We start from the raw sequence: 13,316 nt of genomic DNA on the forward strand, positions 1-13,316 counted from the left end.
CGCAGCCATCCGACCGAATCCACCAGACCCGAGGATATGACCATGCCGGAACACCAGGGCCAGTTGACCATCAGCACCGAGGGCAGCGCCGACGATCTGTTCGAACTTCTCGAATGGCTCAACGACCACGATGAGCTGCGAGGCCTGGTGAAGTTGCCCAGGCAGCAGATTCGCCCTGGCGAAATGGGTGGGCTGTCCGAGGTGCTGGTGGTCGCGCTGGGTGGCGGTGGCGTCGCGACCGCACTGATCAGCTCGTTGACCTCGTGGTTCACCGTCCGGCGATCCGAGATCTCGGTCACCGTGAAGAGCGGCGCGGGATCCGAGATAACCCTCGATGCCAAGCGGGTCATGCTGCCGGAGGTCACCGCATCGTTGAAGACCCTGATGGAAGCGCTCGACAAGGAACAGTGATGGCAGAGCAGGACCGGGCCGGCTGGCAGGCCGTGCTCATCGGGGTGAGCCGTTACACCGATTCCCGTCTGCACGATATTCCGGCCGCCCGCACCAACGTCGAAGACCTGGCGCGAGCCCTGACCGCGCCGGGCAGTGCTTTTGCCGAGGAACACTGCCAGGTTCTGACCGACCCCCGACAGCCCACCCTGATCGGCAGAACCCTTACCACCGCCGCCCGGGATGCCCGTGATGTGCTGCTGGTCTACTACACGGGCCACGGCGTGGTCGCCCGAGGCGGACGCCTGTATCTGGCGCTTCCGGACACCGATGACAACCACCCCGAATGGAGTTCCGTTCCGTTCGCGACGCTGCGGGATACTCTGGCGCACAGTCGCACTCGCACGCGAGTTCTCATTCTGGACTGCTGCTATTCGGGTCGCGCGTTCGAAGCCATGAGTAGCTCCGCAGCCGTGATCGACGGTCAGATCGATATCCAGGGCACATATACCATCACCTCGTCCTCCAGAAACGAAACTTCCGAGGCACCCGAAGGCCACCGGCACACGGCCTTTACCGGCGCGCTGCTCAGGGCCGCGGCCGATACCGGACTCACCCTGGACGAGCTCTTCTGGCGCGCCGACGACATCCTGCACCGGAGCGGCCGGCCCCGCCCGCAGCGACGAAGCGTCAACATTGCCGGCGAATTGCGGCTGTTCAGCACACCCGTCCGCCGACCGGCACCCGAAACCATCGCGTCCGAACCCGGCACTGCAGCCGACAGCCGGGCGCTGTTCGAACACGGTCTGCACTGCAGCGATCAGGGCGATGCCGCGCAGGCGGAGAGCGCGTGGCGGCGGGCTGCCGCCCAGGGCCATCCCGGCGCCATGAACAACCTCGCCAATCTGCTGGTCACTCGCAAACAGCTGCGTGACGCACAGGACTGGTACCGCAAAGCGGCTGAGCTGGGCAACGCCGAGGCCACAGGCAACCTGGCGAACCTTCTCAATGAGACGCAATTCGTCGAAGAGGCCGAACTCTGGTATCGGCGCGCCGCCGAGGCCGGGAATACCGACGCCATGTACAACCTGGCCGTCATGCTCGACAGAGCATTCCATTTCGATGACGCCATCACGTGGTACCGGCACGCCGCCGAAGCCGACCACCGCGACGCCATGCACAATCTCGCGATCCGGCTCCGCTACCGCGGACAGGCTACCGAGGCCGATACCTGGTGGCGCCGTGCCGGGCATACCCGCGCACAACGCACCGGTGACAAACCCCGCGGACATATCCCCCACACCTGGTGCCGGTGAGGACCGGGGGAACATCAGTTCCTCCAACAATGCGGTGAAACCTCAGCCACCGTGCCCGGCTGACTCCACGGCCGGGCAGGCTGTACCGACGGCAGCTGGATCGGCTTGGTCGAGCTCCTGGCCGCACGGTCACGCCGACCGCCACGGCAGGAGCCGACGAACCGCCCTTCGTCCCGAAGTGATGTGCGGGGGTTGCGACATCAGCGAACCCTTGCCCCGAATACACCACCCGAACGCCACCCACCGGTCGTCGTCATCGGTGATCACATACTCTTCGGCGCCCCCGAGGATGATTGCTTCGACCGCCGCGGCCGCCTGAGACGGCCTGTCCTCGAATTGGATTTCGTAGTCGGCGATGGCGCGGAAGCACCAGCCCGTTTCGATGCGCACCGAGGCGTCGCCCATATCCACCAGTATGATGTGTGGATCGGCCCCGCGCACTTCGGTTTCTGTTGACGCGGATCCGCCGGAGAGCAGCAGGGTACCGGGATTCGAAAACGTCTGGATGACGTAACGCTCGGCAATGGCAAACACCTCCGAGCAGAACATCTCCCATTCCGTCCCACTCACCCCGGCCTCCCAGCCTGTCATTTACGGACAGCCGCGGATTCGCGTCCGGCGTCGATCCCCGTCCGTCGATGCACCACCCGGTCGACTTGCTGCGGTCCGATCGCTGATGCCGGATACGGTCCTGCCGATCCTATGGCAGGATCTGGGCACATGGCTCGCTCGACCACGACGATCACGATGAACGGCAATCCGGTTCAGATCAGTGATGAACAGATCTTCCTCGCCACCCGCGACCAGACCCCGGGAACGCCGCAGACCTATGCCGTGTTCGTCAACAACGCTCTCTGGCCGCCGACCCAACTCATCGGATTGGCCACCGGGGTCGCGGGAAGGTCCGGCGAGACCACTAATTACAACTCACACGCCGCGTTGAAGGCACTGAACGAGCTGGGCTTCGCCACGTTCGAGCGCGTGGAGTACGACACGCTGGGGACCGTGGTGGTGCGCGAAAGCCGTAAGCGCACATAAGGCCTGAGCATGGCCGTGCTTTCGAGCCGCCAGGTGGCTCAGCCGTGAACTGGTGGGGTACGGCGGACGGCGCTGGTAATCTTCCGGACATGGTCGATTCCGGGGGAAATCCGAACCAGCCCGCCGATATCACGGTGGTACCGGACGAAGTCCGGGCGGTGGGACAGTTCATCGCCGATATCGCCCGGAACCTGCGTTCGGGCCTCGATTCGGCCGGTGGTGAAGTCCATGCACTGCTCAGTGATGGTTGGCGCGGCGACGCCTCCGACGAATTCAGCGGCGGCTGGACCGAGCTGCGCGACGGCGGCGTCAAGATCCTCCAGGCTCTCGAAGGTATGGCCGCCGAACTCGGAGTGCAGGCCGGCACCTACGAAACCACCGATGACAACACCTCCCAGCAGTTCCCGAGCCTGAACCTGTGAACAATCCCGAATTCACCGTCGACCTGGAACGCCTCGACCAGCTGGTCGCCCGCCTGTCGAACCTGGCCGGCCACCTGATCGAACAACTCGACCTCATCGACGACAAGGTCGCCACCCTCGACGGAGCCTGGGAAACACTGGCTGCGAACGCCTACCGTGACGCCCACCAACTCTGGGCCGCCGGCGCCCGCGAATTCGGCACCGGCCTTGCCGACATCAGCGCTGCGGCTCGCGCCGCGCACGACCGGTACACCCGCGCGATCGAGCTGAACCGCACCATGTTCGGAAACAGATGACTCCCACCACCGTGTACGTCAACTGGCAGACCTACTATGACGCCGCCAAGAAATGCCACGACCTCGCCGCTGAACTCCGCACCGCCGACAAACCTGTCCACGACGCGATCAAAGGACAATGCGTCGGCATGGCAGGCGATGCCCCTGGCTGCAAACAATGGGGCGAAACCTACGACGAACGCGCCCGCACCGTCCTGCAAACCTGCACCAACCTCGCCGACGCACTCACCAACTTCGGCTACCTCCTCTACGCCACCGGCTACAACCACGGCGTCGCCAACAAGAGCAACCCCGACCGACCTCAGGTCGCCGACGTCACCGTGCACTCCGTGCAGATCCCCAGTTCGGTCGCCGACAACGGCAACGGACTGGGCCACGAGGGCGGAGCCCCGGAATTCTTCGACAGTCTTCTCGGCAAGGTAACCGCCGAGTTCGGGAAACTACCCAATGGCGATCTCGGCAGGCTGACGGCCGCCGAATCGGTCTGGAAGACCTTCGGGAGCAATGAAGTCGTCACCGGCGCTGCCGATCGGATCTCCGGAATCGCCGACCTCCTCACCGATATAGACGAACCGGAGACCAGACAAGGCATTGCCAACGACTTCGCGACCATGAAGACGGCCGCCGAAAGCCTCGCGGGCGCAGCACAGGTGATGGCCGCACCTATCGGTGAGTACCGCACGAACACCGAGGAAACCAGTCGGCAGATCAGCAGCGAGACCACAACGTTCCTGGTCGAGTCGGGGATCATCATTGCGGCCGCGGTCGCGGTTTCCTGGCTCACCGTCGGCGGCAGTCTGGCAGCCGGCGCCGGTGGTGTCGTCGCACTCGCCGGTGACACCGCGCTGGCGATCAGCCGCATCTACCGGGCCAGTAGGCTCTGGGCCCTTCTCGGCCTCGCCACCGCCGCCGCAGCCATCGTCGCCTTCGATAAAGTTCCTGACCTCACGCAGGTCACCACCAGCCTCGCTGCCATTATCGCCGCTCGGGCCTACCTCGACACCGAGGCCGATGGCCCTGTCGGCACCGATGGCACAAGCACCAGCGACCGGCCGACCAAGACAGACAAGATAAAAGAACACCTCACGGATCGTGACCTCGACGCTGCGCGTCGGGAACTGAACGGCGAAGTAGTGGCGAGAAAGCCCGACGGGACCCCGTGGGATCATGTCCGAGAAGTACGAGACGCACAGAACGGCCTCGTCAAACGTATCGACCAAATAAAACGCCAGCTCGGAGACTCGCGAACCAACCCCGCCGATCGCGCGGAGTTGGAACGGGAGCTATCCGAGGCGAGCCGACTACTCGACTACAGCGAAGAGTTCGTTCCACGTGGATGAACTGGTTGAGGCGCAGATGAGGAGAGGAGCACAGTGACATATCGCGACCCACGGTCACTATCTCAGATCGAAGGCAGGGCCTGGCCCGCCCCGGATGGGAATGCGACCCGACTCATGAAGACCGTGCACGCGTTGAGAGAGGTCCCTCTGCCAGATCTCACCGTCGAAGACATTCGCGTCCTCCTGTCGCAAAGAGAGGGCGTCGACGTACTGACTCCAGTGGCGCTCGACATCCTCGGCTCCAATCCCCTCGCCGAAGGTGACTTCTACCCAGGTGACCTTCTGACGGCACTCTTGGGTTGTCATGCACGAGAATCCGATCCCGCCGGACTCGTTTCTCGCATCGAGCAACTGATCGAACGAATCTCGGAGAAGGGTGATCTGGAACAGTACGATGCGCCACATAACACGATATGGTCGTCGATCGACGAGTGGCGCACAGCGTAGCCGGGACCGAGCCCGTAGTCACCATTCATGGGTGGACGCGCCAACTGGATTCACGGGCCCACCGGGTCGGCCCGCGGCAGATGCCGGGCCATGGTGCCGAAGTAACGCTCGCGCGACCATGACCGGAAATCTCCGATCACGTAGAGCCGCCGTTTCGCCCGGCTCACTGCGACATTGAGCAGATTGGGTTTGCTCGCCGCCCACCGCCGGGCGCCGGGCCGGGCCGGGTCGCCGCCGAGGACAAGTATCACCACATCGGCTTGTTTTCCCTGCGCGGTGTGGATTGTTCCCGCGGTCAGATCGGGATAAGCCCGGCCGCGTCGGCTGATCTCGCGGGCCACATCCCGGAACGGGCTGATGACCATGACTTCCGACAAATCGATGCCGAGACCGGCAAGGGAGCGCAGAATCCGATCCAGTTGCCGGCCCTCGTCCGGAATCCAGTGTCCGTGCGCGGTGGTACCGACCAGATCGATCCACTTGGATTCGGGAAGGCTCGGATAGCTGGTATCGAAACGTTTCCGAGCAGCGGTACCGGTGCCGTTGATCATCAGCCCGTCGTAGGCGATCGAGTTGACGATTTCGAACATGGGAGCATCGCAGCGTCGGTGCACGGTCAGCGGGACACCCACCCAAGTCCAGCCCTCGTCGTCCGGCAGTGAAGTCCCCAACGGAGTGAGGCGGTCGGCGATACGCTGCACCGAGGTGCGGCAGGTGCTCCACTGCTGATCCACCTCGAAGGAAGTGCGGATGGCGTCCTCGGTGCGGAACGGGAGCGTGGTCACAGGTTCCAACTGCAGGGGATCGCCGACGACAACGGCCCGCCGCGTCCGCCACAGCGCACCGACCGCGTTCTGCGGGGTGGCCTGCCCGGCCTCGTCGATGAGCAGCCAGCCGAGTGATTCCCGCTCCAGATGACCGAACAGCCGACCGTAGGAGGCGAAGGTGGTGGAAACGACCGGAACCACCAGGAACAGGCTTTGCCAGGCTGCTTGCGCCGCTTCGGCCGAGAGATCGCGGGGAGCTGCACCACTGACGATATCCACGGCGGCCTGCAGATTGCGGCGCATTTCGGTCGGCGCCTGCCGGAGGAACGACCGATGCAGCGCGAGGGCCGCCAGCAGTAGTTCGCTGCGTGCGGTGTTCCATTCGGGATCGGTCCAAAGGGCCGCCGATTCCCGGCGTATCCGGTCCTCCCACCACGTCTCGTCAGGAAAGTACGCACCCAATCCGGCGCCGGCGGCGAGATCGACGTTCAAGGCCGCGAGTTCGTCTCGCGCCTGGCGGAAGCTACGCTCGGCATCGGACAGTGCTCGCGCTGCCGCGGCAACTTCCTGCTCGGCGCGCTCCAGAATACGGTTCGCGCTGATCAGCGGCTCGTACGTGATGGACGGTTGAGACATTCCGGCAGTCGAGGCGCGGGATGCCGCATCGTATTCGCGCTGGGAGGTGGCGAGTGATTCTCGAGCGAGGCCAAGGTCATCCTGCACCGAATCCAATTCGGTCTGCGCCGTTGCCCTGGCCTGCGATGCCTGCTGCACCTGCCCGACCAGCCACGACTGCCGCTGGGACCACTCCCGGCCGGCCCCGCCAAGGGACCACAGCTGCCGCCACCAGCCCGGCCGCAGCGCACGGTGGCTTTCCAGGTGCTCGTCGCGCCGATCGAGCTCTGCGGTCCAGCGCCGCAGGGACTCCTCGGCCCGGACCCGACGACCACCGGCGATCTGCTCGACCTCGCCGCGGCGATCACGAACCGCCCGTTCCGCGACTTGCCTGCGCTGCCGGGCGGATTGCTCGACAGCGGTCTGTTGTGCGCGGGCGAGTCGTTCTGCTTCTCGAACACATTCCTGTGCGGTCCGCCATGCAGTCTCACGTTCTCCGCGAGCGGTCTCCGCTCTCCCGGCGGCGGCCGCAAGCACCTGCGCGATCTCCTCGACCCGCCGCTTCACCTGCCGACGTCGGACCACCTGCGCATGGACGTCGCGCCTTGACCGGCGTATGGATTCGACCTGCGTTTCGGCAGCTCGGAAGGCGGCCACCGCTTCTTCCCAGGCCTGCTCCGGATTTTCTGCCTCGTAGCTCTGGAGAATCGACAACAGCCCCTGCCAATCCTGCCCCTCGGCTTCGGGCTTGTGATACCAGAACGTGTCCACGAATCGCCGACGATTGGTTTTGTTCCCGAGTCGCGCCGCCAGCAGGGCCCAGCCGGCAACCTGCTCACCCGTGCTCGTCTCCGGTTCGCGCTGCACCGCAGCGTCGGGTGCCAAGAGCGCGGTGGCTATTTCGGAGAAGTAGTCCACCGCCGCGGCGGCGTCCCGCCACCCATCGCTGATCGCGTCCGCCGCGGGGATCTCGTCGGTCACGTTCTGGACGGCGCCGTTGTTCGAAGAGGCCACCACGATTTCGAACCCGGTGAGTTCCGGCCGTAACGGATTGACGACCCTGGTGCGGTCGCCGGTCTTCCAGCGCATCCTGTTGTCGGTGAACGCCGCGGCCGGGTCGGGCAATGCTGCCAGACGGGCGGCACGTTCCACCACGAGCGAGGCAATCACGTCACGCAACATGGTGGTTTTACCGGTTCCGGGCGGTCCATTGACGCCGACGATGCCGGAATCGGTCATCCCCAGCGCCGTATTCACGGCCAGTTGCTGAGATAAGGCGAGGGCGTGCTCGGGATCGCTCGGCCACCGGCCCGCCGGCACTGTCCCCGGAGCAGTCAGGTCCAGTACGGTATCGATCTCTTCCCGCACATCGATTCGCTGGGCCGTCGAAATACGGTCCTCTGGGCGCAGATACTCACGTAGGGCTGCGCCGAGGTTCCCTCGGGCCACCTGACCGGCCACTCGGACCAGATCGTCCATGATGAAACTGTTCAGGAAATCGAGGCCCGTCACCTCGTTCGCGGTCCGCCGCGACACGATCTCGCTCTTGATCCGGATACCCGCCGCGGAGAGCACACCGCTGATCCCGGCCCCCTGAATCGCGGCGGTCAGACAGTCGCCGAGAGCCGCATGGTCCAGCACACGCAGGGTCGGCTGTGATGAATTCCCGACGGGTGCGCCGGCCCGCTCGGCGACGACGACCTTCTGCCAGAGCTCGGTGAAATCCAGACAGGCGTCCTGGAAATCCGCGATCCACTCCGGACCAGGTGTCTCATTACCGACCCTGCCGGTCGCCCAGGCACAACTGGATAGAGTATCGGAATCCAGTAACACACAACCGTTTTCGTCGACAAGGAAGGCGGCAACTGCACTTTCACCACTCGGCCGGTCATCGTAGCTGTCCACGTCTGGGTCGAAATGGCGGAACAGCACCTCGAAGACTTCGTCGAGACGGTAGATTCCGGCATACACGATATGACGCCACGCCTGATTCGGGTGCAGGGAGAGTTGTGACAGCTCATGTGCCGGATCCCATGGCAGCGGTTCATCCGCTACCACCGGGATGATCCGCTGCTGCCGATCGACCCGGTCCACCCGCTGCGGACTGAACATCTCCACGGCCTGCCAGAACTCGACGATCGCACCGCACCGCTCGTCCTCCCCACCCACTACCCCACTCCACTCCGTCGACGCGGCCGCCTTTGGGCTACCGATGGTAGTCGCGGGTTGCCGTGGACGCGCGGCCCCTGCACACCGCTGGAATCGCGTACGATCGCTGCCGCCGACAGCGCCACCGGGCAGTGGACATTGCACCATTTTGTCGGCGCCCGACCGCCGCAACTTCAAAGTTGGCCTGATATAACGTTTTTGGCTACGTATTCTGGTTAAGCCGGAAGGCGGGCGGGGCAATCTTCACAGGATCAGCACAGCAGGGGGCACCATGACCGATGACCATGAGGACATCCGCATCCGGGTGATCGCGGGCGACACCTTCAGATCCGAACGGCTGACCCGGGACCTCCACCGCACGTTGTCGACGGTCGAAGACCTGGAGGTCGACTTCGCCGGAACCGATCGTGCCGGTCAGGCAGACGGGGAAAAAGGAGCCGGAGTCGCCGATCTCGCGCTGTCGGCATCCGTCGCGGTACCGGTCGCCACCGCCGTCACCCGAGTACTCGTCACCGCCATCCGCGAATGGTGCGCACGGGAGCGCAACCGGAAAGTGGAGATCGCCAGAGACGAAGGCGGGAGTATCGTCATCACCGGCGGGATCGACGAACGGACCGAGCGAATCGTCCGTCTGCTCGCAGGAGAGCGGCACGATCCCGCGACCGAATCCGATCGCGAACTACCGTGAACCGGCCGGTACGGCGACGCGCACTGCTGCTCGGTGTCGAGAACTACGCCGACACCCGATTCGCACCTCTCCCTTCGATCCGCGCTGACCTTTCCCTACTGGGACAGGTGCTGCTCCACCGATATATCGGCGCATTCACCGAAGTACGTCCGGTCATGAACTGCACCGCCGAGCGGATGTGCACCGAGATCGTCGAATTTCTCGGCACCTGCGACGAGGACGAGCTGGCACTCGTGTACATCTCGGGCCACGGCACCCGTTTGGTGCAGGTGAACAGCGAGTTCCACTTCGTCACCACCGATACCGACTTCGACAATGTCGCGGCCACCGCAGTGGGTGCGCAGTTCGTGAACGATGCGCTCGAATCGTGCCCGGCACCGCAGAAGGTCCTGATGATCGACTGCTGCCAGAGTGGCGGGTTCGCGGTCGGACTTCGAGCGGCGGACCGGGACGACAGTGCGACCGCAAAGGGCGTCACAACGCCCGCCCCCTCCCCGGTCCTGCGCAGCAACGGGGTGTTCGTTCTGTCGTCGTCTCGTGCTACCGAGGCGTCGTTCGCCGGATCGCCGGAGTCGACCGTTATCACCCCCTCACTTTTCACCGGCGCCGTCGTGGAGACGCTGCGCAGCGGCGACGCGGCCCGACCGGAGACCGGCGAGGTCACCGTCGACGATCTGTTCGAGTACGTGAACCAGCGGCTGCGAGTCGATGCCAAGCAGGTGCCGGTCAAATCCGCTGTGCAGGTGGACGACCGGATCGTGATCGCCTCCCGGCCCCAGGGTCCGGCCACGCTGACCCCCGTTCCGCGAGACGCAGACACCGGCACTGTCCCCGAGGTGGTCCCGGCCAAGGACTCCCGGCCGTCGTGGCCTCGGCTGCTCGACTATTACCGGCGTTGTCTGACCACCGGTCGAAGCGAGTTCTCCGTGCTGTCGGTTGCCGAGCACGGCGAATCGTACGTCTGCGTGCGCGGCAGCGAATCCTTCCTGTCGGGAACCGTCGAAGAGGACCACCGGGTCCCGGTACCGGACGAAGCGCGGGAGTTCGTCGAGGATGTGATTGCCGCCGACGATGAGCTGTGGGCGGGTTATCCGGCCGTCGTCCTGCAATCGAGCCAGAACTCCAGGAACGGCGCCCGGCACCGGTTCGCACCACTGCTCCTCCGGAAGGTCGAAGTGGTACACACCGCGGGCGGGACCCGGTTGGAACCGACCGGGCGGATCATCGCTCATCCCGAGCTGATCGAAATTTTCCTGGGCAAGGACACGGCCGCCGATTTCAATGCCGCCTACCGTCCCACCTGGCATGCTCGCCAACCTGCCGCCATGGCCAACGACATCGGAAAGCTGCTCGAATTCGACCTCGGCCTCGCCTGCGTCGAGCCACTGCGCCCGGGCCAACTCGCCGAGTGCATCGATGTCGACACTCCGAACGCGGGAGCCCGCAACGCGGCGGTGCTCTGCCGGGTTCCCAATGGCCCGAGCCCGGTGTCGAAACTGCTCGAAGACCTCGACAGTCTCGTCGAACAGGTCCACCGGATACGCGACACCGCGCTCTCGGCTCTGGACCCGGAAACGCCTCACCACTCCGCAGCGCAGGCCACGCCGTTCCAGCTGGTGACTCCTCTGCAATGCAACGAGGCGCAGGAAACCGTCATCCGGTCGGCTATGCGGAACCGACTGACCGTCGCCACCGGACCGCCCGGAACCGGCAAGAGCCAGCTCGTCACCAATCTGGTCGCTACCGCTGTAGCCAACAACTCGACGGTGCTCGTCGCCTCCACCAACAATCGGGCCGTGGACGAGGTGTGGAAGCGGTGCGAGAGTGTCGCCCCGGGAAGTCTTGTGCGCACCGGCAGCCTCGAGTACCGGAGCGGCACCTCTGAAGCACTTCGGGGGTTGCTGGCCTTACGGCCCACCGACGGAAATCCGGCCACCGCGATGGCGGCGTTGCGGCAGGCCGAGCACACGCACAGTGCACAGCGGGACCTGCTGGCCACCACCGGAGAACTCGAGCAGCGCCTGCTGATCGCGGGACGCACCCGCGACGATTCGGCCGAGAAGCTCGGAGTTTCCATCGTCGACCTGCTGTCACGCCTCGAGCAGAAGCCGCTCGAGATTGCCCTACGCGCGGCGGAGGGTGCGGTGCGCGCCCGGTTCTTCGCCCGGTATCGCCGAGCCCGGCTGCTACGACGCTGGGAGATCCCCGTCGAGGACGACGATGTGCTCGCCGGCCGCTGCGCCACCCTTGCCCAATTCCTGGCGGCCGAGAAGGATTGGCGTACAGCGCGCGCCCGGCTCGAGGCGCTACCCGACGACAACGAACTCTCCAGGCGCCTACTTACTGCGGAATCCGAGCTTCGGCACACGTCCGCGGTTGCGCTGGGGACCAGTACGCGCACGGCCGCCCTACAAGGCAGGAGCCGGATCACCGATCTCATCGAGGCCACCGAGGACGGGCGCGCGTGGCGGGCCGTACGGGCCGCGCTCCCGAATGTCCGCGGCTGGGCCGTCAGCACACTGTCGGCGCGCTACTTTCCACCCGCGCCGGCGCTTTTCGACCTTGTGGTCATCGACGAGGCCAGCCAGTGTGCCATCCCGGCAATACTGCCCCTTCTATTCCGTGCTCGCCGTGCCGTGATCATCGGCGATCCGATGCAGTTGCCCCATATCGCCGAGATCGGACCCGAACAGGAAATCCACGCCGCACAGGAGGCCGGTTTCGGGTTGGGATGGTTGGAGGCCGGTCGAATGTCCTACCGGAGGCATTCCGCCTTTCGAGCCTGCGAGCGGGCCGCGGGCGGCCACCTCCTGCTGGACGAGCACTTCCGATGTCATCCGAAAATCGCAGGACTCGTCAACGGTCTCTTCTATGACGGACAGCTGGCCGTGCTGACCGATACGCGCGGCCGCCCCACGATCGCCAACCGTGACGCCATCCACTGGACCCACATCGAAGGCAACGCCGAGCAACCGCGATCGGGCAAATCCTGGTTCAATCGTGCCGAAGCCGCAAAAGTCGTCGAGGCCATCAAGTTCTTGCTACCTCCCGGTGGGGCGACAGCCGATCAGCCCAGCGTCGGTGTCGTGACCCCGTTCAAGGCACAGGTGGATATGATCCGCTCCCAACTCGGTCAGGGCTTCGAGCATGTACGGATCGGGACCGTACACACGTTCCAGGGCGGCGAATGTGACTTCGTCCTCTACTCGCTGGTCGCCGCTCCGAATATGCCGCGAGGTTCGATCAAATGGGTCGAACGCCAACTCAATCTGTGGAATGTGGCGATCACACGTGCTCGATCCCACCTGATCGTGGTGGGTAACCGCGGGTTGTGGTCGGAACGGCGGATCGGTGCTGCACTTCTGAACGCGGCCGTCGGCGTGCAGGAAGATTCCGGAGCCGGCTCGGCACCCGACGAATTACAGGACCGGCTCTTCGCCTTCCTTGCCGGTGCAGGCGGCCGGGTCACCTTGCAGCGCGAAGTCCGCGGGCATCTCACCGATGCGGTCGTGGAGGACTCGGGCGGAGTCGAGACAGCTGTCATCCTGGATCGCGGCGTACACGAAGGTGTGGATCCGGCACGACATCTCCGACTGATGCTCCGCCATAGGGACATCCGAGCGGACCCCGAACAGCCCATGAGCGCAGTGCGGATCCCGGCGTGGATGCTCTACCGCTCGGCCCGATGACAGCGCAGCCGACGCCGACTGTGAGGACCGAGCCGGGCAAGACCACTCGCACCGGCAGGCACCCGCCGGGGGCAGAGAACTCGTCGTAGTGATCAGAGGCCTGTAACTATTCTTCGCGCGGGAACGACCATCAGGTTGC

The 13,316-nt window shown here is 65.0% G+C and carries 11 protein-coding genes; 9 read left to right on the forward strand and 2 right to left on the reverse strand.

Annotated elements, in window-relative coordinates; genetic code table 11:
- Positions 1-42 precede the first annotated feature (42 nt).
- Together IG75_RS0131380 and IG75_RS37630 are read left to right on the forward strand one after the other, a co-directional pair.
- Positions 43-411 (forward strand): effector-associated constant component EACC1, encoded by a 369-nt coding sequence (locus tag IG75_RS0131380; RefSeq protein ID WP_156059294.1) that lies wholly within the window; start codon positions 43-45, stop codon positions 409-411.
- The gene (locus IG75_RS37630; protein WP_063045393.1) at positions 411-1,706 is read left to right on the forward strand and encodes a caspase, EACC1-associated type; all 1,296 of its coding nucleotides are present in this window, start codon (positions 411-413) and stop codon (positions 1,704-1,706) included. Before IG75_RS0131380 ends, IG75_RS37630 begins: the two co-directional genes overlap by 1 nt.
- A gap of 129 nt (positions 1,707-1,835) precedes the next feature.
- Here IG75_RS37630 and IG75_RS0131390 read toward each other — a convergent pair whose 3' ends face one another.
- Positions 1,836-2,276: a hypothetical protein gene (locus IG75_RS0131390; protein ID WP_156059296.1), complete on the reverse strand. Its 441-nt coding sequence runs from the start codon at positions 2,274-2,276 to the stop codon at positions 1,836-1,838.
- Between the two features lie 150 nt (positions 2,277-2,426).
- Between IG75_RS0131390 and IG75_RS0131395 the strand changes: the two genes are divergently transcribed.
- From IG75_RS0131395 to IG75_RS38630, 5 genes are all read left to right on the forward strand, one after another.
- Positions 2,427-2,744 carry a hypothetical protein gene (locus IG75_RS0131395; protein WP_030524966.1) on the forward strand — a complete coding sequence of 106 codons (318 nt, stop codon included), beginning with the start codon at positions 2,427-2,429 and terminating at the stop codon, positions 2,742-2,744.
- An 89-nt stretch (positions 2,745-2,833) separates the two neighbouring features.
- Entirely contained in the window at positions 2,834-3,166 is a 333-nt protein-coding gene (locus tag IG75_RS0131400) for a WXG100 family type VII secretion target (protein WP_051715274.1), read from the forward strand.
- A complete protein-coding gene (locus IG75_RS0131405) occupies positions 3,163-3,462 on the forward strand; it encodes a WXG100 family type VII secretion target (RefSeq protein ID WP_030524968.1) in 300 nt (99 codons plus the stop codon). Before IG75_RS0131400 ends, IG75_RS0131405 begins: the two co-directional genes overlap by 4 nt.
- Entirely contained in the window at positions 3,459-4,802 is a 1,344-nt protein-coding gene (locus tag IG75_RS39420; protein ID WP_036515681.1) for a polymorphic toxin type 28 domain-containing protein, read from the forward strand. The genes IG75_RS0131405 and IG75_RS39420 overlap by 4 nt, the downstream gene beginning before the upstream one ends.
- A 33-nt stretch (positions 4,803-4,835) precedes the next feature.
- The gene (locus IG75_RS38630) at positions 4,836-5,249 is read left to right on the forward strand and encodes a contact-dependent growth inhibition system immunity protein (RefSeq protein ID WP_081877270.1); all 414 of its coding nucleotides are present in this window, start codon (positions 4,836-4,838) and stop codon (positions 5,247-5,249) included.
- Between the two features lie 50 nt (positions 5,250-5,299).
- Here IG75_RS38630 and IG75_RS0131420 read toward each other — a convergent pair whose 3' ends face one another.
- Positions 5,300-8,800 carry a DEAD/DEAH box helicase gene (locus IG75_RS0131420; protein ID WP_210436861.1) on the reverse strand — a complete coding sequence of 1,167 codons (3,501 nt, stop codon included), beginning with the start codon at positions 8,798-8,800 and terminating at the stop codon, positions 5,300-5,302.
- Positions 8,801-9,071: 271 nt separating this feature from the next.
- Between IG75_RS0131420 and IG75_RS0131425 the strand changes: the two genes are divergently transcribed.
- On the forward strand, positions 9,072-9,488 hold the full coding sequence (locus IG75_RS0131425) for an effector-associated constant component EACC1 (RefSeq protein WP_051715276.1): 417 nt from the start codon (positions 9,072-9,074) through the stop codon (positions 9,486-9,488).
- On the forward strand, positions 9,485-13,177 hold the full coding sequence (locus IG75_RS0131430; protein WP_030524973.1) for a caspase, EACC1-associated type: 3,693 nt from the start codon (positions 9,485-9,487) through the stop codon (positions 13,175-13,177). Before IG75_RS0131425 ends, IG75_RS0131430 begins: the two co-directional genes overlap by 4 nt.
- Positions 13,178-13,316: the final 139 nt, after the last annotated feature.

Origin of the sequence: Nocardia rhamnosiphila NBRC 108938 (assembly GCF_000720425.1) — a bacterium.
Lineage (GTDB): Bacteria > Actinomycetota > Actinomycetes > Mycobacteriales > Mycobacteriaceae > Nocardia > Nocardia rhamnosiphila.

What these genes read in the sequence shown, in the direction of transcription:
- IG75_RS0131380 (WP_156059294.1), top strand. Translation starts at nt 43, where the DNA reads ATGCCGGAACACCAGGGCCAGTTGACCATCAGCACCGAGGGCAGCGCC.
- IG75_RS37630 (WP_063045393.1), top strand. Translation starts at nt 411, where the DNA reads ATGGCAGAGCAGGACCGGGCCGGCTGGCAGGCCGTGCTCATCGGGGTG.
- IG75_RS0131395 (WP_030524966.1), top strand. Translation starts at nt 2,427, where the DNA reads ATGGCTCGCTCGACCACGACGATCACGATGAACGGCAATCCGGTTCAG.
- IG75_RS0131400 (WP_051715274.1), top strand. Translation starts at nt 2,834, where the DNA reads ATGGTCGATTCCGGGGGAAATCCGAACCAGCCCGCCGATATCACGGTG.
- IG75_RS39420 (WP_036515681.1), top strand. Translation starts at nt 3,459, where the DNA reads ATGACTCCCACCACCGTGTACGTCAACTGGCAGACCTACTATGACGCC.
- IG75_RS0131425 (WP_051715276.1), top strand. Translation starts at nt 9,072, where the DNA reads ATGACCGATGACCATGAGGACATCCGCATCCGGGTGATCGCGGGCGAC.